Below are 21,951 nucleotides of genomic sequence, written 5' to 3'. Positions count from 1 at the left end.
CCTTTTTCATACGCTGCGGATCGCGGTCCCCTCAGGGCTGCTTGGTATCGGGATCGGGGTCGCGGCTTTCATTGGTGATGACCAGCCCCCGGCTGCGATCGCGGCGCAAGGCCGCGCGGCCCAGCAGCATCATCGTGACCGGGGTCGTGACCAGCAGGAAGATCCCGATGATGATCTCGTGGATGATCAGCCGCCCGTTCAGCACCGAAAACATCAGCATCGAGCTGAGGATGATCGACGCCGTCCCCCAGCTCGCCCCGAGCGTCGGCGCATGAAGTCGCTCGTAGAAGCTGCGAAAACGGATCAGCCCGATATTCCCGAGCAGCGTCAGACTGGCGCCGATGATCAGCAGGACTGCGATCAGGATGGCTGCCCAGCCGGGCAGGGTCTCGATATGGCCGTTCATTCGATGACCTCGCCGCGCATCAGGAATTTCGCCAAAGAGGCAGTCGCGACAAAGCCGACAATGGCGATGACGGCGGCGGCCTCGAAGAAGAAGAGATTGCCATTGCCGATCCCGATCACAAGAAACAGCAGCATGGCATCGACATACATCGTGTCCAGCGCCAACACGCGATCCTGCGCGCGCGGGCCCTTGAGCATCCGCCACGAGGCCAAGGCAAAAGCCAGGATCAGGCAAAGCTGGGCATAGGTCAGTGCAAAATGCAAAAAGCTTGCGGCGGTCATTCGAAAATCTCCATCAGCAGGCTTTCGTAGCGGTCGCGGATAATGACCTGCCAATCCTGGCTTTCGCGCAGGTCAAGGATATGCAGCAGCAGCAGCCCCTCTTCCGGGTCATATTCGACCCAAGCTGTGCCGGGGGTCGAGGTGATGATGATCGACAAAAGCGCCAGCGCGTTGCGATCGGTCAGACGCAGGTGAATATGGAGAAAGCCCGCGATGCGATCCGAGCGGCGCGTGCCCGCGATGATCAGCTTCGCAACCTCGATATTCGATTTCAGGATGTCATAGCCGACGATCCCGGCGAGCTTGAAAATCGCGCTCCAGCTGCCGACGACGACGCGTTTCGGGCGCAGGCGGCTCACCACCCAGCCCGCCAGCGTCGCGATACCGCCGCCGAGGATCAGGTTGCCAAGCGAAAACCGCGTCAACACCATCCACATCAGGACAAGCGCGACGGAGAGGATCGGATGGGGAAGATACCGGCTCATCAATGCGACCCTCCGCTATCGGCGACAACCGGGGCAGAGAGCACCGCATTGCGATAGACCGCGGGCGCGGCCAGATCGAGCGCCGTGGCATGGGTATAGTTCAAGAGCGGCCCGGCCTTGACGGTTTGCAAGACCAACATGGCGAGGATCAGGAAGACCGGCACGATCTCTAGTGCCAGCATCCGCTCGGGCGGTTTGCCAGAGGCCCAGAACCGCCGGATCCCCAGCCGCACGAGCGAGACGAGGACAGCAAAGCCCGACAAGATCAGCAAAGCCGCATAGACCCAGAGAATGGTCGGGATTGCGCCGCTTGCGCTGGTGTTGTCGTGGAAGGCTCCCGACAGCATCGCGACCTTGCCGATGAAGCCCGGAAAGGGTGGCAGGCCGGCAAGGATCGCCGCGATCAGCGCGAAGGAAAAGCCAAGCGCCGACCAAGGTGCGGTGCGATCCGACGCAGGCGCGGTTTCGTCCTCGACCGTGCCCATCATCGGCGCCCACCGCTCGGCCACGGGATCGGGGCCTTGGGTGTCATCCTCGCCTTTGCCCTCCCAGCCGCGCCCGACCGGCTCGGCCAGAAGGAAGTAGGCGCTGATCGCCACGGTCGAGCCGATGAGATAGAACAGCGCACCAGAGAGGATCTCGGTGCCGCCGCCGATCAGCGAAATTCCGACCGCACTCAGCACCGTTCCCGAGGAAATCAGCGCGATATAGCCGCCCTTGATCGCGACGCCTTGCGCGCCGAGCACGCCGAACATGCCGTAAGCAATCGTGGCCATCCCGCCCAGAATAAGCACCGGCCCGCCAAAGCCTGCCGAGATCCCGGCATCATGGCCAAAGAGCAGCGTCGCCAGCCGCAAGAGCACATAAAGCCCGACCTTGGTCATAATCGCAAAGCTCGCGGCGGCAGGCGGCGAGGCTGCGGCATAGGTCGAAGGTAGCCAGAAGCACAACGGCCAGATCGCCGCTTTGGTGAGGAACGCCAGCCCGAGGAAGGCGGCCGCAGCATGGAACATCATGCGCTGCGCCGGATCCAGAAGCGGCACGACGCGCGACATATCCGCCATGTTGAGCGTGCCGGTCGTGCCATAGGCCAAAGCCGCGCCGATCAGGAAAAGCAGCGAAGCGGCCAGGTTGATCGCGATGTAATGAAGGCCCTGCTTGATCCGCTCGGGGCCCGATCCATGCAGCATCAGACCGTAAGAGGCCGCCAGCATCACCTCGAAGAAGACGAAGAGGTTAAAGAGGTCTCCGGTCAGGAAAGCGCCAATCACCCCGGCGAGCAAAAGCTGGAAAAGCGTGTGGAAATGCTGGCCTTTGCCCTGCCAACCGGCGGCGGCATAGATCAGCGCCGGGGCCGCGATCAGGGTCGTCAGCATCACCATCATGGCCGAGAGCCGGTCAACGACCAGCACGATGCCAATCGGCACCGGCCAATCGCCGAGAAGATAGGTCGCAACGATGGTCTCGCCGCCGCCCAGAGCATCACCCTTGACCCGGGAAATCAGCTCAAGCGAGACGAAGAACAGCGCCACGATCGCCGCGAGGCCGATGCCGAGCTTAATCTTGCGCAGCTTGTCGTCGTAAAACAGCATCAAGGCGCCCGCGACGATCGGGATCAGAAGCGGCGCGATCAGCAGATGGCTGGGGACATAGGTTTCCGGGGTCATTGATCGCGTTCTTTTCCGTCGACATGGTCAGTGCCGGTGGCACCGCGGGCGGCAATCATGACGACCAGAAAGAGCGCGGTCGTCGCGAAGCTGATGACGATGGCCGTCAGGACCAGAGCCTGAGGCAGCGGATCGGCGTAGGTGGTCGGGTCGACAAAGCCGCCTTTGGGCATGATCGGCGCGGCGCCGATGTAAAGGCGGCCCATCGCGAAGATGAAGAGATTGACGCCGTAAGCCAGCAGGCACAGCCCGACGATCAGCTGGAAGGTGCGGGGGCGCAGGATCAGCCAGACCCCCGATCCGACCAGAACGCCAATGGCGAGTGACAGGATGAGTTCCATCAGAGCGCCTCCTCTTCAAGCTTCTCTTCGAGCTTTTCGAGCTCTTCGGTTTCCGCCGATTCCCGTTTGCGAGGCCCGATCCGCATGGATTGGTGAGCAATCGCGATCTGCATCAGCACGATGGCTCCAACCACCAGCGAGAAGACCCCGAGGTCAAAGCCCATCGCCGTCGAGAAGGGCACCTTCCCGATGACCGGCACGTCGATATATTGCGCATGGGCCGAGAGGAACGGATAGCCAAAGATCCAGGCTCCAGCGCCGGTCAGCGTGGCGATGGTCAGGCCGACCGCGATCCAGCGCACCGGCAGGACGATCAGCCGCGCCTCGACCCAACGCACATCCGCCGCAAGATATTGCAGCAAAAGCCCGATCGCCAGCGTCACCCCGGCGGCAAAACCGCCGCCCGGCAGGTCATGGCCGCGGAAGAAGAGATAGGCCGACATCAGGATGATCGGCGCAAAGAGCCATTGCATCAGGATTTGCGGCACATAGAGGTAGTTATAAAGCGTCGAGGCATTTTGCTCGCGCTGCGGCGATGGCGGCTCGACGCTTTCAAACGAGGGCCGGAAGCGGCGCAGCAGCGCGAAACAGGTCAGCGCCACCGCGGCCAGAACCGTGATCTCGCCGAATGTGTCGAAGGCGCGGAAATCGACCAGAATGACGTTCACGACATTGGTGCCGCCGCCTTCCGAATAGGAATGGCGCAGGAACCAGTCGCCAATCGAGCTGCGCGGCGTCGTCATCAGGATCGCGAAGGAAATCGCGGTCATGCCTGCGCCGCAGGCAATCGCGATCAGCAGATCCGAGCGGCGCCGGAACTTGGCGCGCAGGCTTTGATCGCGCGGAATGCTCGGGTCGCGTTTGGGCAGCCAGCGCATGCCAAGGAGAAGCAGCACCGTCGTGACGATCTCGACCAGAAGCTGGGTCACCGCAAGATCAGGTGCCGACAGCCAGACGAAGGTCGCGCAGGTCACAAGACCCGCGCCGCCAAGCAGGATCAGCGCGGCAAAGCGGTAGTAATGCGCCTGCCAGGCCGCGCCGATCGCGCAGATCGCGCCGACGATCCACAAAAGCCCGAAAATGGTTTCGCGCAACGCGATCTCGGGCATCGAGATGTTCCAGCTCAGCGGCAGAAGCGCCAGCCAGCCCGCCAGCAGCGTCAGAAGCACCATGATCCGCAGCTGCGCTTGCAGCCCGGAGGCGCGGGTGATCTGCAAAAGTTGCTTCGGCAGACGAATGGTCAGAACCGAGAGCACCTTGTCATAGATCTCGGCGCCGCGCAGATGACGCATCAGCGGCGGGCCCTCAGGGCCGCGCTCGATCTGATTGCGGCCAAGCAGATAGATCACGACGCCCACGGCCATGGCGATAATGCTCATGATCAGCGCGACATTGACGCCATGCCAGATCTTGAGGCTGTAATAGGGTAGATCCGCGCCAAGAACCGCATAGGCCGCGTCATGCAGCGCGGGGCCAAGGGTCGCGGCCGGCAGGATGCCGACGGCGAGGCAGATCACCACCAGCACGATCACCGGCCAGCGCATCAGCGCGGGCGGCTCGTGCGGGAGCTTCGGCAGTGCCTTGGCGGGAGGGCCAAAGAAGACCGAGACGATGAAGCGCAGCGAATAGGCGACGCTGAAGGCCCCGGCCAAAGTCGCGACATAAGGCAGGGCATTGTCGAGGAAGCTGCCGTTGTTCCACATCGAGGTCGCCTCGAAGAACATCTCCTTCGAAAGGAACCCGTTGAGCAGCGGCACCCCGGCCATTGCCCCCGAGGCGATGATCGCCAGCGTCGCTGTCACCGGCATATAGCGCGCAATCCCCGAGAGCTTGCGCATGTCGCGCGTGCCGGTCTCGTGGTCGATGATCCCGGCGGTCATGAAGAGCGAGGCCTTGAAGACCGCATGGTTCACGATGTGGAAGATCGCGGCGACAATCGCATCGGGGCTGCCGATCCCGGCCAGCGCCGTGATCAGACCAAGATGGCTGATCGTCGAATAGGCCAGCAGGCCCTTGAGATCGTGCTGGAAAAGGGCGGCCACTGCGCCGATCAGCAGGGTCAGCATCCCGATCCCGGTGACGACCTGGAACCAGACATCGGTGCCGCCAAGCGCGGGCTCGAAACGGACGAGCAGGAAGACCCCGGCCTTCACCATGGTCGCGGAATGCAGATAGGACGACACCGGCGTTGGCGCGGCCATCGCATTCGGCAACCAGAACTGGAAGGGGAACTGCGCCGATTTGGTGAAGGCACCCATCAGGAAGAGGCCAAGCACCGGCAGATAAAGCGGATGGGCGCGAATCACCGGTCCCGAATTCAGAACCGTTTCGAGATCATAGCTCCCGACGATCTGGCCCAGAAGGATCATCGACAAAAGCAGGCAGATCCCGCCCGCGCCGGTGACGATCAGTGCCATGCGCGCGCCGTCGCGCGCGTCCTGACGGTGGTGCCAATAGCCGATCAGCAGGAAGGAGGTCAGGCTCGTCATCTCCCAGAAGACGACCAGCATGATGATATTGCCCGACAAAATCACGCCGCTCATCGCCCCGGCAAAGGCCATCAGGCTAGAGAAAAAGCGCGCGATCGGGTCTTCGGGGCTCATGTAGTAGCGGGCATAGAGCACGACCAGAAGGCCGATCCCCGAGACCAGAACCATCATCAGCCAGGAAAAGCCGTCGATGCGGAACTTGAGGTTCAACCCAAGCGCATCGACCCAGGTGATCGTGGAGATGACCTTGCCACCATCCGCGACCTCGGGCCGGATCACTGCAAGAATTCCCAGCATGGCCAGCATGGTCAAGCCAGAGATCCACGCCTCGGCATTGCGTGCTGTGCTGGGAAGGGTGGCTGCTGCGCCCGCCGCAAGAAACGGCAGGGCCACAAGCATGATCAACAGGTTCTGCCCGACCATCCGCGTCCTTTTTAGATTTTTGTATATGTTGGCGCGATCATAGTCGCACTCCCCCCAGGGTCACAACCTCGGACGGTGGAAAATCATACCGAAAGGGGCCGAAATAACGCCCACTTTACATGGATCCGGTCAGGGCCGGGGCCGGGGCTGCGACCATGGGACGCAACCCGATCTCCTCTGGCGTGAGCGGTCCGGGGAAATGGCAGGCGGTCAGGTGGTGATCGGGTCCATGAAGCGCGGGACGCTCGCGGGCGCAAAGCTCCTGCGCGCGCGGGCAGCGGGTGCGAAAGACGCAGCCCGAGGGCGGTGCCATTGGCGAGGGCAGCTCTCCGCGCAGGGGCACGACCAACTTGGCGCGCTCGCGCACCGGGTCGGGGATCGGGACGGCGGACAAAAGCGCCTGCGTATAGGGGTGCTCGGGGCGGTCATAAAGCGCCTCGGCCTCGGCGATCTCCATGACCCGGCCGAGATACATCACCAGCACCCGGTTGCTGATATGCTTCACCACCGAGAGGTCGTGGGCGATGAAGATCAGGGCAAGGCCAAGATCGCGCTGGAGCTCGGCCAGAAGATTGATGACCTGCGCCTGGATCGAGACATCCAGCGCCGAAACCGGCTCATCGCAGATAATGAGCTTCGGGCGCACGATCAGCGCCCGGGCGATGCCGATGCGCTGGCATTGCCCGCCAGAGAACTCATGCGGATAGCGATTGATCTGGTTGGGCAAAAGCCCGACCCGATCCATCATATCCTTGACACGCGACTTGACCTCGGCGCGGCCAAGCTCGGGGTGATGCGTGGTCAGGGGCTCGGCGATGATCTGGCCCACGGTCATACGCGGGTTGAGACTGGCCAGAGGATCTTGGAAGATCATCTGAATATCCCCACGATATTTCAGCATTTTTCGGGGCGAGAGACCGATCAGATTGGTGCCGTCACCCCATCTTGCCGTCCCGGTTGCCGAAACAAGGCCGATCAGCGCCCGTGCCAGCGTCGATTTGCCAGAGCCGCTTTCGCCGACGATGCCAAGCGTCTGCCCGGGCATCAGATCGAAATCGACCCCGCCGACCGCTTGCAGAAGATGCGGCTTCGTCCAAGGCAGATCGCCATCGCGGCGGACGGCGAAAGTGACACGCAAATCGCGCACCGACAGCAGCGGGGCGCTCTGGGGCCGGTCAATGGGCATGGTCGGCCTCCTCTGCGAGCGCGGCCGTCTCGGGCTTCACGATCGGTCCCGCCCAGACATTGGCGATCGGGGAATGACAGGCGCGGGCGCGCGCGGTGCCGAAGGGCAGAAGCGGCGGCATCTCGCGCGTGCAGATCTCCATCTCGAAACCGCAGCGCGGCGCGAAGGGACAGCCCGGCGGCGGCGCGGTCATATTGGGCGGGCTGCCCGGGATCGCCGAGAGCTCTTCGCCCTTCTGGTCGATGCGCGGGATCGCGGCCAAAAGCCCCTGCGTATAGGGGTGGGACGGCGCGGCGAAGATCGGATCGGTCGGACCCTTCTCCATCATGCGGCCGCCATACATCACCACAACCCGCTCGCACGAGCCCGCGACCACGCCGAGATCATGGGTGATCAGGATCATCGCCATGCCGAATTCGCGCTGGAGATCGGCGAGAAGCTCCATAATCTGCGCTTGAACCGTCACATCGAGCGCGGTGGTCGGCTCATCGGCGATCAAAAGCTCGGGCCGGCAGAGCAGCGACATGGCGATCATCACCCGCTGGCGCATCCCGCCCGAGAATTCATGCGGATAAAGTCGGATCCGGCCCTTGGCATCGGGGATCTTGACCGCATCGAGCATCTGCACGCTTTCGGCGACCGCCTGTGCCTTGCCCATGCCCTTGTGCAGCATCAAGACCTCGGCCATCTGGTCCGAGACCCGCATATAGGGGTTGAGGCTGGTCATCGGGTCTTGAAAGACCATGGCGATCTTTTCGGCGCGGATCTTGTTCAGCTCCTTGATCGGCGCATTCAGGATCTCGCGCCCGTCAAAGCGGACAGAACCGCTCGCCCGTCCGTTCTTGGCCAAAAGCCCCATGATCGAAAATGCGAACTGGCTTTTGCCAGAGCCGCTTTCGCCGACGATGCCAAGCGTCTCGCCCCGGTCGAGCGTCAGGTCGATGCCATTGACCGCGCTGACCTCGCCATCGGTGGTGCGAAAGCGGACATTCAGGTCCTTGACCTCTAAAAGCATGTCAGCGGTCCTTCGGATCAAGCGCATCGCGCAGCCCGTCGCCAACGAAGAAGAAGGCGAAAAGCGTGATGCAGAAGAAGAAAAGCGGGAAGAGGAGCTGCCAGAGCGTGCCGTAATTCATCGTCCCCGCGCCCTCAGAAATCAGCGCGCCCCATGAGGTCAGAGGCTCCTGCACGCCAAGGCCGAGAAAGCTGATGAAGCTTTCCGACAGGATCATCAGCGGCACCAAAAGCGTGGCATAGACCGCGACGACACCCAGAAGGTTCGGCACGATATGGCGCAGGATGATCCTCCAAGCGGGCACGCCCGTGGCGCGCGCGGCCTCGATAAATTCTCGGTTCTTCAGCGTAAGCGTCTGACCTCGAACGATTCTTGACATTTCCAGCCACGAGATCAGCCCGATGCCCAAAAAGAGCATCGACATCGACCGCCCGAACATCACCAAAAGCAGGATGAGGACGAACATGTAAGGAATGGCCAGAAGCACATCGACAAGGCGCATCATGATCGTGTCGACGCGCCCACCGGCATAGCCCGCGACTGCGCCGTAAAGCGTGCCGACCACGACCGCGATCGCGGCGCCGATCAGCCCGACCAGAAGCGAGACCTGCGTGCCCTGAACCGTGCGTGAATAGAGATCGCGGCCGAGATTGTCGGTGCCGAAATAATGCCCGCTCGACCAACTGGGCGCGCCAAGCTCGGCCGCCTGTCCCATGATCGAGAAATCCATTTCCTCATTCGACCAGGTCGCCAGATAGCTGCCGAAGATCGCAAAAAGCCCGACGAGGATCAGGATGACCAGCCCGACCATGGCCGCCTTGTTGCGGCGAAAGCGACGCCTTGCATCGGCCCATGGGCTGCGGCCCTTGACCTCGGCGCCCGCCATGCGCTCGGCGAAGCCCTTCATTTTCTGTTGATCGATCATGGTCATAGCATCAATACCTGATCTTGGGGTCGATCCATGCATAAAGCACATCGACAATCAGCGAAAACAGAATGGTCAGCGCCCCGACAAGGATGGTGATCCCCATCATCACCGCGTAATCGCGGTTGAGCGCGGAATCGACGAAGCTGCGCCCGATCCCTCCGGTCGAGAAATACATGTCGATCACCACCGAGCCCGTCACCATCGACACAAACGCCGGGCCGAGATAGGAAATCACCGGCAAAAGCGCGGGTTTGAGCGCATGGCGCAGGATGACCTTGCGCTCCGAGAGCCCCTTGGCGCGGGCGGTGCGGATGTGGTTCGAGCTGAGCACTTCCAGCATCGAGGACCGCGTGATCCGCGCGATCGAGGCCATGAAGCTCGTCGACATGGCGATCACCGGCATGATCCAGTAAATCGGCCCGCCCCAGCCGCCTCCGGGCAGCCAGCCGAGCCACAGCGTGAAGACCAGCACGAGAAGCGGCGCCATGACGAAATTCGGCAGAACCTGCGCGGTGATCGAGGTGCCTACCGCCAGGTAATCGAGCCAGCTGTTGTGCCGGATCGCGGCGACCGTGCCCAAGGCGACGCCCACGACCACCGCCAGCACAAAGGCAATCGCGCCATAGGTCAGCGTCACCGGGAAACCCGCGGCAATGATCTGGTTCACGCTGCGGTCAGGATAGACGAAGCTTGGCCCGAAGTCGAAATGCGCAACGATTCCCCAGATATAGCTGCCGACCTGCATCCAGAGCGGATCATTCAGCCCATATTTCGCATTGAGATTGTCGAGCACCTGCTGCGGCAACTGGCGCTCTTGCGTGAACGGCCCGCCGGGCGCGGCATGCATCAGAAGAAATGAAACAAGGATCAATAAAAGCAGGGTCGGAATGGCGATGGAAAGACGCCGCAAAATGAAACCGAACATGTACAGGTTCCCAAGGCAAGGTGCCGGACAAACCGGAAAGGGCGGCCCCGAAGGGCCAGCCCGTGAACAGGCTTAGGGCGCGACCCGATACATATCCTTGGCGTACCAGTCGTTCATCACATTGTCCTTGGGCCAGCCGCGCAGATCGGGCTTGATCATCATCGGTTTGGAATAGTGATAGACCGGGACCAGAGCCATATCGCCGATCAGCACCTCTTCGGCCTTTTTGTAGATCGGGCCGGTGTCGGCGGCGGTCTTTGCTTCTTCGAGCAGCTTGTCATATTCGGCATTTGACCATTTGCCGTTGTTATAGCCGCCGGTGCGGAAATAATCGAGGAAGGTCGAGGGCTCGTTGTAATCGGCGCACCAGGCATAGCGAGCGACCTGGAAGTCCTGATTTTGCAGCCGGTCGGTGTGAACCTTCCATTCATAATTCGCAAGCTCGGCCTGAACGCCGATCTGTTTCCAGAACTGCTGGACGGCGACGGCAAGTTTCTTGTGGTCGTCCGAGGTGTTATACTGAATGGTGATTTTCAACGGATTTTCAGGACCGTATCCGGCTTCCTTGAGAAGTGCCTTCGCCTTTTCGACACGCTCGGCCTGAGTCCATTTCCCCATTTCGATATCGGGCTTCTGGAAGCCTTCGACCGCCCAATGGGTCCACCAATAGGCCGGTTTCTGGCCGCCCTGCAGCACCTTGTCGACAATGATGTCGCGATCGACGGCATAGGACAAAGCCTGACGCACGCGCAAATCCTTGAGCTCTTTCGGGCCCTTATCGGACAGATTGAAGAGATAGGCGTAAGAGCAGGCATCCGGCACCGAGACCGCCTGATCGGGATATTCCTTCTGAAGCCGCGGGAACTGCCCCGCCGGGGTGCGGTCCATCCAGTCGAGCTCTCCGGCCAGATAGCGCGTCAGGCCGATGTTCTGGTCGTTCACCGTGACGAAGCGCAGGGTGGTCAGAACGGTATTCGCCGCATCCCAGTAATTGTCATTCTTGCTCATCACCGCCTGCACGCCCAGATCATGGCGGTCGAGCTTATAAGCGCCGTTGCTCACGAGCTTTCCGGCCTGAGTCCATTTGTCGCCCTCGGCCTCGATCACCTTTTGCGGCACCGGGAAGGTCGCGGGATGAGCCAGAGTCTTAAGGAAGTAGGGGGTCGCGGCGGTCAGCTTGACCTCAAGCGTCTTATCATCCAGCGCCTTGACGCCAAGCTCATCGGGCTTTTTCTCGGCCTTGACCACGGCACTGGCATTTTCGACATTCATCAGCTCCAGAAACCAGGCATATTCGCTGGCCGTCGCCGGATCGGCGACGCGGCGCCATGCATAGACGAAGTCATTGGCCGTGACCGGATCGCCATTCGACCATTTCGCGTCGCGCAGATGGAAGGTGTAGGTCTTCTTGTCGTCGCTGACCTCATAGCTCTCGGCAACGCCCGGAACCACCGCGCCGTGAAGGTCCTCGTTCATCAAACCTTCAAAAAGCTGGCGTAGGGCATCAGAGCCCTCACGGTCGGTGTTCTTGCCGGGGTCGAGCGTTTTCAGCGCGTCAAGCAGCCAGTAATTCAGCTCTTGCTTGTCGGCCAGCTTTTCGCCCTCGGCGGGCTTTGCCGCGAAGCTCGGGGCGGCGAGCGCGCAGAAAAGCGCCGTGGTCAGGAAAAGTTTTTGCATGAGGTCTTCTCCACTTCGGTGGGGATACGAATTGCACTCTCTTAGAATTGACCTAATCGGACAAATCCGGCAAGCGTCATGCGGGGTTCCAACTGCGCCGCGTTCATGGGAAAACCGCCCCATGGGACAGAAGAACCGTATTCATCTTGTGACCGGCGGCGCGCGCTCGGGTAAGTCCGTGCTTGCAGAAAAGCTGGTTGCGCGGCTTGGGGGACCGGCGATCTATATCGCCACGGCCGAGCCTTTCGACGAGGAAATGACGCAGCGTATCGGGCTGCATCGCGACCGTCGCGGCGCGGGCTGGACGACGATCGAAGAGCCGCGCGATCTTGCCGGCGCCTTGGTGCGAAGCGACGGGCAGGGGGTGCGGCTGGTCGATTGCCTGACGCTGTGGCTCGCCAATCTGGAAGGGCGCGCCGATGTCGCGGCGCTCTGCCATGTCCTCGCCGCGCAGGCCTCTCCGGTGGTGCTCGTGACCAATGAGCTTGGGCTGGGCATTGTCCCCGACAACAAACTCGCCAGACGCTTTCGCGATGAACACGGTTGGATGAACCAAGCCGTGGCCGAAATCGCGGATGAGGTCTGGATGGCTGTCAGCGGTCTGCCGCTACGGCTGAAACCGCAGGAGCATGATTTTGGCCGAATTTAACGAAACCGCCGCCCGCGAGGCGCGCGCACGCCAGATGCAGCTTACCAAACCGCCGGGCTCACTTGGCCGTTTCGAAAGCCTCGCCGAATTCATGGCGGGCTGGCAGGGTCGGCCCGATCCTCGGATCGAGCGGGCGCAGGCGGTGGTTTTCGCCGGAAATCACGGCATTTGCATGCGCGGCGTCAATCCTTTCCCGCAAGAGGTCACCGCGCTGATGGTGCGGAATTTCGAGGCGGGCGGGGCCGCGATCAACCAGATCTGCCGGATTGCCGGGGCGGAGCTTTCGGTCGTGGCGCTGGATCTTGACCAGCCGACCTCCGATTTCACCGCCGGTCCTGCGATGAGCTTGGCCGAGGTCGAGGCCGCGATGGCGCGCGGCGCCGCCGCAGTTGATCGCAAGGCCGACGTGCTGGTCTTGGGCGAAATGGGGATCGGCAATTCGACCATCGCTGCCGCTCTGGCCGCCGCGACGTTTGGCGGCACCGGGCGCGATTGGGTCGGACCGGGCACCGGCTCGGATGCGGACGGCCTCGCGCGGAAGGCCGGGGTCGTCGATGAGGGGCTTGCCCGTCACCGGGGCGTGCGGACGACGCGCGACACGCTGGCCGCTTTCGGCGGGCGCGAACAGGCGGCGATCTGCGGCGCGGTGCAGCGCGCCCGCGCGCTTGGCCTTCCGGTCATCCTCGACGGTTTCATCTGCTCGGCCGCGGCCGCCGTCTTGCTGCGTGACGATGCGACTGCGCTCGATCATTGCCTGATCGGCCATCTGAGCGCCGAGCCCGGGCATCACCGCCTTGTCGCCGCTTTGCGCAAAGAGCCGGTCGTGGCGCTCGATATGCGGCTGGGCGAGGGCAGCGGCGCGGCGGTTGCGCTGATGCTTTTGCGCGCCGCGCTCGAATGCCACAACGGCATGGCCACTTTCGCCGAGGCGGGAATTGGTGCGTAACGCCTTGGCCGAGGCGGTTCTGGCGCTGGTCTGGCTGACCCGGCTGCCGCTGGGGCGGTTCTTGCCCGCCCATCCGCCGCCGCTTGCGCGCGCGGCCTGGGCGTTTCCGCTGGTCGGTCTGGTGATCGGCGCGGGGGCGGGGCTGGTTTATGGCGTGGCGCTCTGGCTTGGCCTGACGCCGGTGTTGGCCGCGCTTCTGGCGGTCGGGGTGCAGATCTGGCTCACGGGCGGGCTTCATGAGGACGGGTTGGCCGATCTGGCAGACGGTCTGGGCGGGCGCGACCCCGCACGACGGCTCGAGATCATGCGCGATTCCCGCATCGGCTCTTATGGCGCGCTGACGCTTGGGCTGGTGACGGCTTTGCGGGTGGCGGCCTTGGCAAGCCTTGCTCCCGTCGCCGCTGTGGCAGCCCTTCTGGTAATCCCGGCGCTATCGCGCGCGGGCATGGTCACGGCGATGGCGCTGATGAAACCTGCACGCACCGACGGGCTTGGCAAATCCGCCGGCCAGCCTAACGCCATGGGGGTTGTTCTGGCCCAGACAAGCGCGCTAGCGCTTTGTGCCGTCGCGTCACTTTCGGGGGCATGGCCGGGTCTATGGCCATTTCTCGCGGTGATTTTCGGCTGCGCCTTCGCACAGCTTTATGTCAAACGCATGGCATATCAGAAACTTGGCGGCGCGACCGGGGATGTTTTCGGCGCGATCCAGCAAAGCGGAGAGGTCGGCGCCTTGTTGGCGCTTGTGGCCGCCATGGCCGAAAAGCTGTAGAATCTCAACTGGATCGAACGTATGGCACGTTCACCATTTTTTGCAACAATTCCGCTCCCCTCCCGGCTTTGCCCAAAGTGAGCCGGGGCGCGGAATTCAAACGATATACAAGGGGGTTCCGATGGACGGGCTCTTGGCCCTTTCCCGCGCCATTGACCGGCTGACTACCATCGTCGGTCGCGCGGTCAGCTGGTTCATTCTCGCTGCAATCCTGATCAGCGCCGTCAATGCGATCATCCGCAAGGCTTCATGGCTGTGGATCGATACGGGGTTTGCGCAATATTACAAGACCAACGCCTGGCTTGAGATGCAATGGTATCTCTTTGGCGCCGCCTTCATGGGGGCTGCCGCCTATACGTTTTTGCAAAACGAGCATATCCGGATCGACCTGATCTATTCGCGTTGGTCGCGGCGTACGCAGAACTGGATCGACCTCTTCGGTCATATCTTCTTCCTGCTGCCTTTCGTCACGCTGATGGTCTGGTATCTTTACCCGTGGGTCATGCGCTCGTTCCGCTCGCATGAGATGTCGACCAATGCCGGCGGTCTGGTGATCTGGCCCGCCAAGGCCATGCTGCTTGTGGGCTTTGCCCTGCTGCTGGCTCAGGCGATTTCCGAGATCATCAAGCGCATCGCGGTGCTGTCGGGCAAGCTGCCTGATATCGGCGCGGGGCTCTCGCAGCACGAGGCGCTTGACGCCGAAGCCGAAGCGATTGCGCGCGACATGAAGACGAAGCTCTTCGTGCCCCTGCCTGATGTCAATTTGCTAGATGCCAGTTTGCCTGATGCGGGCCGGATGCCCTCCCAAGAAAAGACGAGAGACCAAGAATGATTATGGAGCTTATCGCGCAGAACATGGCGCCGATCATGTTCCTGTCGCTCATCGCCTTTTTGCTGATGGGCTATCCCGTCGCCTTCTCGCTGGCTGCAAACGGGCTCTTCTTCTTCCTGATCGGGGTCGAGCTCGCGCCGCTGTCGGGTGGGACGATCTCGCTCGATTGGAACTTCCTCGGCACGCTGCCGAACCGGATGTGGACGCAGTTCTCGAACGAGACCTTCCTTGCGATCCCCTTCTTCACCTTCATGGGCATCATCCTTGAAAAATCGGGGATGGCCGAGGATCTTCTCGACACGATCGGCCAGCTCTTCGGCCCGATCCGGGGCGGGCTTGCTTATGCGGTGATCCTTGTCGGCGTGCTGCTTGCAGCCACCACCGGCGTCGTTGCGGCCTCGGTGATCGCGATGGGGCTGATCTCGCTGCCGATCATGCTGCGCTACGGCTATGACCGGCGCGTCGCGACCGGCGTCATCGCAGCCTCGGGGACCTTGGCGCAGATCGTGCCGCCCTCGCTCGTGCTGATCGTTCTGGCCGACCAGCTTCAGGTCGATGTCGGCACGATGTATCAGGGCGCGCTTCTGCCCTCGCTGATGCTGACCGCGAGCTATATCCTCTTTGTCTTCCTGCTCTCGATCTTCAAGCCCTCGCTCGTCCCGGCTTTGCCGAAAGAGGCGCGCACGCTTGGCCATGGCGTGACCTCGCTTCTGGTGGTCTTCCTGCTGACCGCAGGCGTCACCTATGGCACCTATCGCTGGCTTGAGCCGAGCTGGGGCGCCAATGCCGATATGATCGGGCTGATCGCCGGTGCGGTCTTTGCCTATATCGTCGCGCTTCTGGACAAGCATCTGAAGATCGGGCTGATGTCGCGTCTGGCCCAGCAGGTGGTGATCGTTCTGATCCCGCCGCTGACGCTGATCTTTCTGGTTCTCGGCACGATCTTCTTCGGCCTCGCCACGCCGACCGAGGGCGGCGCGATGGGGGCAGCCGGGGCTTTGGTCCTCGCCATCATCAAGAAACGCCTCAACCTTGATCTGCTGAGACAGGCGCTGCAAAGCACGACGCGCCTTTCGGCCTTCGTCATGTTCATCATGATGGGCGCGCGCGTGTTCTCGCTGACCTTCTACGGCGTGAACGGGCATCTGTGGATCGAGCATCTTCTGGTCAGCCTGCCGGGCGGCGAGATGGGCTTTGTCATCTTCGTGGCGGCGCTGGTCTTCTTCCTGGCCTTCTTCCTCGATTACTTCGAGCTTGCCTTTATCGTCATCCCGCTGCTCGTGGCCCCGGCCAAGGCGATCGGGATAGATCTGGTCTGGTTCGGCGTGATCCTTGGGATCGTCATGCAGACTTCGTTCATGCATCCGCCCTTCGGCTTCTCGCTGCATTTCCTGCGCTCGGTCGCGCCCAAGCGCGCCTATCGCGATCCGGTGACCGGCCAGACCATCGAGGGCGTGACCTCGGGCCAGATCTATCTCGGCGCGATCCCCTTCATGTTGCTGCAATTGCTGATGGCGGTGATCGTTGTGCTGTTCCCGACGCTGGTGACCGGCAATAAGACCGCCCATGCGACCCCCGGTGCCGAGGTGAGCTTCGAGCTGCCGGACCTCGGCAATTCACTGCCGCCACTTGGCGGTGTGGCGCCGCTTGCGCCCGCGCCGACCGGGTCGGAGACCGGTGGCGGTGTCGGCGGCCTGCCGGGCCTCGCCCCGCTGCCCGGTCTCGCACCCGCGCCCGCAGGAACCGAGAGCTTGCCGGGGCTGGCCCCGCTTCCGGGGCTTGCCCCCGCGCCAGAGGCTCCGGCAACCCCGGCGATCCCCGGCGCGAACAGCCTGCCGGGCCTTGGCGCGCCGCCGGGCCTTGAAGAGAGCCTCGGCCAGCCCGCTGCGGGGGCCGAAAAGCCGGTCTCGGGGGCGAACAGTCTTCCCGGCCTCGGCACGCCTCCGGGTATGGACGGCGCGCTGAACTGAGCGCGTCCCCCGAAGTCACCCAATGAAAAAGGCCCTCGCATCGCGAGGGCCTTTCCTTTTTGGGGTGGTCGCGGGGCTCAGAGGCGCTTTTGACCGTTCAGCTGCATCATGTAGTAATCGTATTGGAAATCAACGAGCTGGGTATAGGTGTAATGCTCCGAGCGGAACGCCTTGATCGAATCCCAAAGCTTCTTGAACCATTCGTGCTTGGCCGACATCTCGTCGTAAACCGTATTCGAGGCGTCGAAGGCGGCGGACATGAACTCCGGTGGGAAGCTGCGCACCTTGGCCCCGGCTTGCACGAGACGCATCAGCGCCTTCGGGTTGTTCCAGTCGTAGGACGCGATCATGTAATTGTCGGCGGCGCGGGCAGCGGCGCGGACAATGGCCTGATAATGCTTGGGCAGACCTTCAAGCTTTTCCTTGCTGAAGAAGAAATGCACGGTCGGGCCGCCTTCCCAGAAGCCGGGCGCATAGTAATAGGGCGCGACCTTCACGAAGCCGAGCTTTTCGTCATCATAAGGGCCGGTGAATTCGACCGCGTCGAGCGTGCCCTTTTCCAGCGCCGGATAGATGTCGCCGCCAGCGAGCTGCTGGGGCACGACGCCCAGACGCTCAAGCACATAGCCCGCGAAACCGCCGACCCGGAATTTCAGCCCTTTGAGATCTTCGAGCGAGTTGATTTCCTTGCGGAACCACCCACCCATCTGCACGCCGGTATTGCCGCCGGGCAAAGCGTAAAGTCCGTATTGTTCGAGGAACTGGTTGTAAAGCTCGATCCCGCCGCCGCTGTAGTTCCAGGCGTTCATGCCGCGATAGTTGAGCGAGAAGGGCACAGCCGAGCCAACCGCCCAGGCCGGATCCTTGCCCCAGTAGTAATAGCCGACCGTATGGGCCATTTCCACGGTGCCTTCGGTCACGGCATCGGCCGCCTGCAGGCCGCCCACGATCTCACCGGCCGAGAAGGACTGGATCTTGAACTTGCCGTCGGTCGCTTCCTCGACCAGCTTGCAGAAATATTCGCCGGTTCCGTAAAGCGTATCCGTCGACTTCGGGAAGGACGAGGTCATGCGCCAGTTGATGGTCGGGCTTTCCTGCGCGATCGCGGGCGCGGCCAGCGTCGCGCCTGCTGCTGCGGCAACACCACCGACCGAAGCGCGCGTCAGGAAGCTGCGCCGGTCAAAAGCCTTGGATTTGGTCATTGTTCCTCCGATATCTCGATCCGCCCCGGGGGCGGCGATTGGCCCGCTCAATTTGCATCCCGCATCGCAGGGTGTCGAGGCGAAAGCGCCGGAAGTCTCGGTTGACACGCGCAGAATTCCACTTGTCGTTGCGTCAACCTGTGCTCTTGGCGCGACATGCGGGCGCAAAAAACCATCCCCTATCTTGTGGTTACGGATGTGCGCTACCCAAGAGCTTCGCAACCGCCTATAGTGAAAGCGTTCGAGGGATGTCAGGGGACTATGGATGCGCTGCCCGTTCTGCGGAAATGTCGATACGCAAGTCAAGGACTCCCGTCCCGCAGAGGACAATGTCGCCATCCGCCGCCGCCGCTTTTGCCCGGCCTGCGGCGGGCGCTTCACCACCTATGAGCGGGTGCAGCTGCGCGATCTCGTGGTCGTGAAAACCTCGGGGCGGCGCGAAGATTTCGACCGCATGAAGCTTGAGCGCTCGATCCGCATCGCCATGCAAAAACGCCCGATCGAGCCCGAGCGGATTGATCAGATGATCTCTGGCATCGTGCGTCGGCTGGAAAGCCTGGGCGAATCCGATGTGCCTTCGAAGGTGATCGGCGAGATCGTCATGGAAACGCTGTCGCGCATCGACACCGTCGCCTATGTCCGTTTCGCCAGCGTTTACAAGAACTTCCAAGCGGCGGATGATTTCGACAAATTCGTCTCGGAACTGCGCCCCGCAGTCGCGGAAGAGTGAGCCAGCAACAGGACGACCGCCGTCATATGGCCCATGCCCTGCGCCTCGCGCGGCGGGGCCTCGGCAATGTCTGGCCCAATCCCGCCGTCGGCGCGGTGATCGTCAAAGACGACGTGGTGCTTGGCCGCGGCTGGACCCAGCCGGGCGGTCGTCCCCATGCCGAGCCGGTGGCGCTGGCTCAGGCCAGAGGGGCTGCGCGCGGCGCGACCGCCTATGTCACGCTTGAGCCCTGCGCCCATCACGGCAAGACGCCGCCCTGCGCCGAGGCTTTGGTGCGTGCTGGCGTCGCCCGCGTTGTGACCGCGCTGACCGATCCGGATGCGCGGGTTGCCGGTCGTGGCCATGCGATTTTGCGCGCCGCCGGGATCGAGGTCACCGAAGGCGTGCGCGAGGCCGAGGCTCGCGCGCTGCAACAGGGCTTTCTCTCGCGGGTGACGCTCGGGCGGCCGATGGTGACCTTGAAGCTCGCGACCAGTTTTGACGGGCGCATTGCACTTGCCAATGGCGAAAGCCAGTGGATCACCGGCCCCGAAGCGCGCCGCCATGTCCATGTTTTGCGCCTCAGCCATGACGCGATCATGGTCGGCGGCGGCACCGCGCGCGCCGATCGCCCCGGTCTCAATGTGCGTGGCTTTGGCCCGGTGCGTCAGCCGGTCCGGGTCGTCGTTGCCTCCGGCGCGATCCCGGACCTGCCGCCTGAAGGCCCCGAATACGGTCCGCTCTGGCAGGTGGCGGGCGAGATCGATGCGGTGCTGGCGGATCTGGGCCAGCGCGGGCTGACCCGAGTTTTTTGCGAAGGGGGCGGCTTGCTTGCGGCCTCGCTGCTGAAGGCCGGGCTGGTCGATGAGCTGATCGGCTATACGGCGGGTGTGGTTCTGGGCGGCGATGCGCGGGCCGCGATCGGCGCGCTCGATCTGACCGAGCTTGCCCGCGCGCAGCGCTTCGCCCTGACCGAGACCCGCCGCATTGGTCCCGATCTCTTCCATCGCTGGCAGCGGCCGTTCTAAGCGCCCCTTCCGAAGGCGACGGCGCCTAGCGCCGCCAGAGCCAGCTTTGGCTGGCAAAAGCGCCCTGAAGTTTCGCAAGCAGACGATTGCTGGCGCTTGCGCTTTGAAAACCGGGATCGGCCAGACGATCAAGCGCGACCTCGACCGGGCAGGGCAGACCGCTTTTCGGATCGACATAGCGCGGATAGGCGATCAGCGCCGCATGAACAAAACCCGCGAGATCGGGCCGCGTCTGCCGCCGCGCGGGCACCGGACCCAGATCACGCGTCAGCCCCCAACCGGCATAGAAGGGCGCGCCGAGCGTGGTGACCGGAAGATCGCGCAACAACGCCTCAAAGCCCATGGTCGAGGTCATGGTCCAGAGTTCGTCGACCGCGTCGAGCAATGCGGTTGTGCTGGCCTCGCGGGCGACAAGATCGGCAAGCCCTTCCAGCGCGGAGACCGAAAGCCCTCCGGGACGTAGCCCGGCTTCGACATCGGGATGTGGCTTGTAGATGATCACCGCCTGCGGGTTTTCCGCACGCACCCGGCGCAAGAGCGCGAGATTGCTGTTCTCGGCCCCCGCGCCCAACCGGATCGAGGCATCATCCTCGACCTGTCCCGGCACGAGGATGCGGTGGCCGCGCGGCAGATCGGGCAGACTGCCGCCGAGATTGTATTTCGTTACATGGCTGTCACGGATCCGCGTGATCAAGGCTTCGGCCCGCGCGCGGCCTGCCGGTGGCAGGCGGGTGGCGAGCAAGGCTTCAAAGCGGCTCGGGCGCGTCGGGTCGTAATAGATCCCGAGATCATCGACGACCAGCGACAGCGGCGGCACCAAAGCCGCGCCAAGCCCGCGCGAGCGCAGGAAACCATCCTCGACCCGCGCGGCTTGCGGCGCCTCGGCCCCGCGATTGGCCCAGACAAGCGTGACCTCAGGCGTCGCTTTGGCGGCGAAGCGCAGGGCGCCGCTGCCGAAGAACCGAGTGAGCGGGCGGCGCTTCCAGAGCCGCATCCCATAGGCGAGATGTCCGCGATGATCCTCGCGCCAGGCCCGCGCCTCGGCCTCGATCTGGCGGAGCGCACCTTCGAAATCGGTCAGCGCGTCGCGGCAGGGATCATACCAGACCGGCGCGCGCAGATGGCTCGCCGCGAAAAGCCGCTCGACCGACACCGGGCGACGCCGGGGCACGGGGGGTTCGTCATCGCTCAGCCCCCAGCCCGCATAGAAGGGCGCGCCGAAAATGCGCGGGCGGTGCCCGGCCAGAATGGCCTCATAGCCAAGCTGGGACGACACCGCATAGACCCGCGCCGCGCCCTGAAGCAGCCGCCAGGGCGAGACCGGTGCATCGCAAAAGATGTCGCCGGGCGCGAGATCGCCCGGAGTGAAATGGCCGGGACGCAGGCCCGCCGCTGTCTCGGGGTGGCTGCGCAAAAGGATCGGAGCGCCGGGGTTTTCCGCCCGCGCCACCGCCAGCATCTGCGCAAAAAGCGCGCGGCCCTGACCGCGCAAGGAGGCATCGCCCCGGGTCTGGTCAATGACCAGCACATAGCCGGGCTCTGGCAGGGCGGCCTCGGGCAGATGGGCGTTGTATTTCGACAGATCCGCCGCGATCAGCCGGGCGATGCCTTGCCGCGCCGCAGCCTCAAATCGGGCAGTCGCGGGGTCGAGTACCAGGTTTTCGATCAGTGAAGGCTGGCTTGGGTCGAAATGGATGCCAAATGGGTCAATGAGCAGGCCGATCGCGCCGCGCCGCGCCACCGAGCCTTTGGCGCGACCGGGCAGGACCGAGCGCAGGAAGGCATCCTCGACCCTGATCAGACCCGCACCACTGCGCCGCGCCATCATCTCGCCACGCCATGCATGTGGGCTCGCGCCCCAGACGGCGACCGCATCATCGGGACCGGGCAGGCCGAAGCGCGGCTTGCAGCCCGCAAGTTCCATGATGCGCCGGACGCGATTGTGTCGGAAGAAGCCGCCGCTGAATGCGAAAATCCGCCGGGAAGACTCCCCGGCGGATTTGGTTTCCAAGCTGCACATCGC

General features: G+C 63.2%; 20 protein-coding genes. 7 read left to right on the top strand and 13 right to left on the bottom strand.

Annotation, left to right across the window (positions count from 1 at the left end):
* Positions 1-31: 31 nt before the first annotated feature.
* The 11 genes from mnhG to JCM7686_RS07715 all read right to left on the bottom strand — a co-directional run bounded on the left by mnhG (position 32) and on the right by JCM7686_RS07715 (position 11,823).
* Positions 32-406, bottom strand: a complete 375-nt coding sequence (gene mnhG, locus JCM7686_RS07765; RefSeq protein WP_020950303.1) for a monovalent cation/H(+) antiporter subunit G — start codon at positions 404-406, stop codon at positions 32-34.
* Positions 403-687: a K+/H+ antiporter subunit F gene (locus JCM7686_RS07760; protein ID WP_020950302.1), complete on the bottom strand. Its 285-nt coding sequence runs from the start codon at positions 685-687 to the stop codon at positions 403-405. The genes mnhG and JCM7686_RS07760 overlap by 4 nt, the downstream gene beginning before the upstream one ends.
* Positions 684-1,172 (bottom strand): Na+/H+ antiporter subunit E, encoded by a 489-nt coding sequence (locus JCM7686_RS07755; RefSeq protein ID WP_020950301.1) that lies wholly within the window; start codon positions 1,170-1,172, stop codon positions 684-686. Before JCM7686_RS07755 ends, JCM7686_RS07760 begins: the two co-directional genes overlap by 4 nt.
* A complete protein-coding gene (locus tag JCM7686_RS07750) occupies positions 1,172-2,839 on the bottom strand; it encodes a monovalent cation/H+ antiporter subunit D (protein WP_020950300.1) in 1,668 nt (555 codons plus the stop codon). The genes JCM7686_RS07755 and JCM7686_RS07750 overlap by 1 nt, the downstream gene beginning before the upstream one ends.
* The gene (locus JCM7686_RS07745; protein WP_020950299.1) at positions 2,836-3,180 is read right to left on the bottom strand and encodes a Na+/H+ antiporter subunit C; all 345 of its coding nucleotides are present in this window, start codon (positions 3,178-3,180) and stop codon (positions 2,836-2,838) included. The genes JCM7686_RS07750 and JCM7686_RS07745 overlap by 4 nt, the downstream gene beginning before the upstream one ends.
* Complete coding sequence (locus JCM7686_RS07740) at positions 3,180-6,092, bottom strand: monovalent cation/H+ antiporter subunit A (RefSeq protein ID WP_020950298.1); 2,913 nt, start codon at positions 6,090-6,092, stop codon at positions 3,180-3,182. The genes JCM7686_RS07745 and JCM7686_RS07740 overlap by 1 nt, the downstream gene beginning before the upstream one ends.
* A 115-nt stretch (positions 6,093-6,207) precedes the next feature.
* Complete coding sequence (locus JCM7686_RS07735) at positions 6,208-7,278, bottom strand: oligopeptide/dipeptide ABC transporter ATP-binding protein (RefSeq protein WP_020950297.1); 1,071 nt, start codon at positions 7,276-7,278, stop codon at positions 6,208-6,210.
* The gene (locus JCM7686_RS07730; RefSeq protein WP_020950296.1) at positions 7,268-8,293 is read right to left on the bottom strand and encodes an oligopeptide/dipeptide ABC transporter ATP-binding protein; all 1,026 of its coding nucleotides are present in this window, start codon (positions 8,291-8,293) and stop codon (positions 7,268-7,270) included. Before JCM7686_RS07730 ends, JCM7686_RS07735 begins: the two co-directional genes overlap by 11 nt.
* A 1-nt stretch (position 8,294) precedes the next feature.
* Positions 8,295-9,218, bottom strand: a complete 924-nt coding sequence (locus JCM7686_RS07725) for an ABC transporter permease subunit (protein WP_041527711.1) — start codon at positions 9,216-9,218, stop codon at positions 8,295-8,297.
* A 10-nt stretch (positions 9,219-9,228) separates the two neighbouring features.
* Positions 9,229-10,146, bottom strand: coding sequence for an oligopeptide ABC transporter permease OppB (gene oppB / locus JCM7686_RS07720; RefSeq protein ID WP_020950294.1), 918 nt, complete (start codon positions 10,144-10,146; stop codon positions 9,229-9,231).
* A 72-nt stretch (positions 10,147-10,218) separates the two neighbouring features.
* On the bottom strand, positions 10,219-11,823 hold the full coding sequence (locus JCM7686_RS07715) for a peptide ABC transporter substrate-binding protein (protein ID WP_020950293.1): 1,605 nt from the start codon (positions 11,821-11,823) through the stop codon (positions 10,219-10,221).
* 121 nt (positions 11,824-11,944) lie between these two features.
* Here JCM7686_RS07715 and cobU point away from each other — a divergent pair, with 121 nt between their 5' ends.
* The 5 genes from cobU (at position 11,945) to JCM7686_RS07690 (ending at position 16,989) form a co-directional block, all read left to right on the top strand.
* Positions 11,945-12,472 carry a bifunctional adenosylcobinamide kinase/adenosylcobinamide-phosphate guanylyltransferase gene (cobU, locus tag JCM7686_RS07710; RefSeq protein ID WP_020950292.1) on the top strand — a complete coding sequence of 176 codons (528 nt, stop codon included), beginning with the start codon at positions 11,945-11,947 and terminating at the stop codon, positions 12,470-12,472.
* Positions 12,459-13,418, top strand: a complete 960-nt coding sequence (gene cobT / locus JCM7686_RS07705) for a nicotinate-nucleotide--dimethylbenzimidazole phosphoribosyltransferase (RefSeq protein ID WP_041527710.1) — start codon at positions 12,459-12,461, stop codon at positions 13,416-13,418. The genes cobU and cobT overlap by 14 nt, the downstream gene beginning before the upstream one ends.
* Entirely contained in the window at positions 13,411-14,187 is a 777-nt protein-coding gene (gene cobS / locus JCM7686_RS07700; RefSeq protein WP_020950290.1) for an adenosylcobinamide-GDP ribazoletransferase, read from the top strand. The genes cobT and cobS overlap by 8 nt, the downstream gene beginning before the upstream one ends.
* 121 nt (positions 14,188-14,308) lie before the next feature.
* On the top strand, positions 14,309-15,019 hold the full coding sequence (locus JCM7686_RS07695) for a TRAP transporter small permease subunit (RefSeq protein ID WP_020950289.1): 711 nt from the start codon (positions 14,309-14,311) through the stop codon (positions 15,017-15,019).
* Entirely contained in the window at positions 15,019-16,989 is a 1,971-nt protein-coding gene (locus JCM7686_RS07690; RefSeq protein WP_084621144.1) for a TRAP transporter large permease, read from the top strand. Before JCM7686_RS07695 ends, JCM7686_RS07690 begins: the two co-directional genes overlap by 1 nt.
* Positions 16,990-17,066: 77 nt before the next feature.
* Here JCM7686_RS07690 and JCM7686_RS07685 read toward each other — a convergent pair whose 3' ends face one another.
* Positions 17,067-18,191 carry a TRAP transporter substrate-binding protein DctP gene (locus tag JCM7686_RS07685; protein ID WP_020950287.1) on the bottom strand — a complete coding sequence of 375 codons (1,125 nt, stop codon included), beginning with the start codon at positions 18,189-18,191 and terminating at the stop codon, positions 17,067-17,069.
* A gap of 265 nt (positions 18,192-18,456) precedes the next feature.
* Between JCM7686_RS07685 and nrdR the strand changes: the two genes are divergently transcribed.
* Together nrdR and ribD are read left to right on the top strand one after the other, a co-directional pair.
* The gene (nrdR, locus tag JCM7686_RS07680) at positions 18,457-18,921 is read left to right on the top strand and encodes a transcriptional regulator NrdR (protein WP_020950286.1); all 465 of its coding nucleotides are present in this window, start codon (positions 18,457-18,459) and stop codon (positions 18,919-18,921) included.
* Complete coding sequence (gene ribD, locus JCM7686_RS07675) at positions 18,918-19,928, top strand: bifunctional diaminohydroxyphosphoribosylaminopyrimidine deaminase/5-amino-6-(5-phosphoribosylamino)uracil reductase RibD (protein WP_268935166.1); 1,011 nt, start codon at positions 18,918-18,920, stop codon at positions 19,926-19,928. Before nrdR ends, ribD begins: the two co-directional genes overlap by 4 nt.
* Before the next feature lie 25 nt (positions 19,929-19,953).
* Here the strand turns inward: ribD and JCM7686_RS07670 are convergent, their stop codons facing one another.
* Positions 19,954-21,948: a capsular polysaccharide biosynthesis protein gene (locus tag JCM7686_RS07670; RefSeq protein WP_041527209.1), complete on the bottom strand. Its 1,995-nt coding sequence runs from the start codon at positions 21,946-21,948 to the stop codon at positions 19,954-19,956.
* Positions 21,949-21,951: the final 3 nt, after the last annotated feature.

This window comes from Paracoccus aminophilus JCM 7686 (assembly GCF_000444995.1).
GTDB classification, from domain to species: Bacteria; Pseudomonadota; Alphaproteobacteria; order Rhodobacterales; family Rhodobacteraceae; genus Paracoccus; species Paracoccus aminophilus.
Note: the sequence above shows the minus strand (reverse complement) of the source record. Positions and strands in the feature narration are given on the sequence as shown.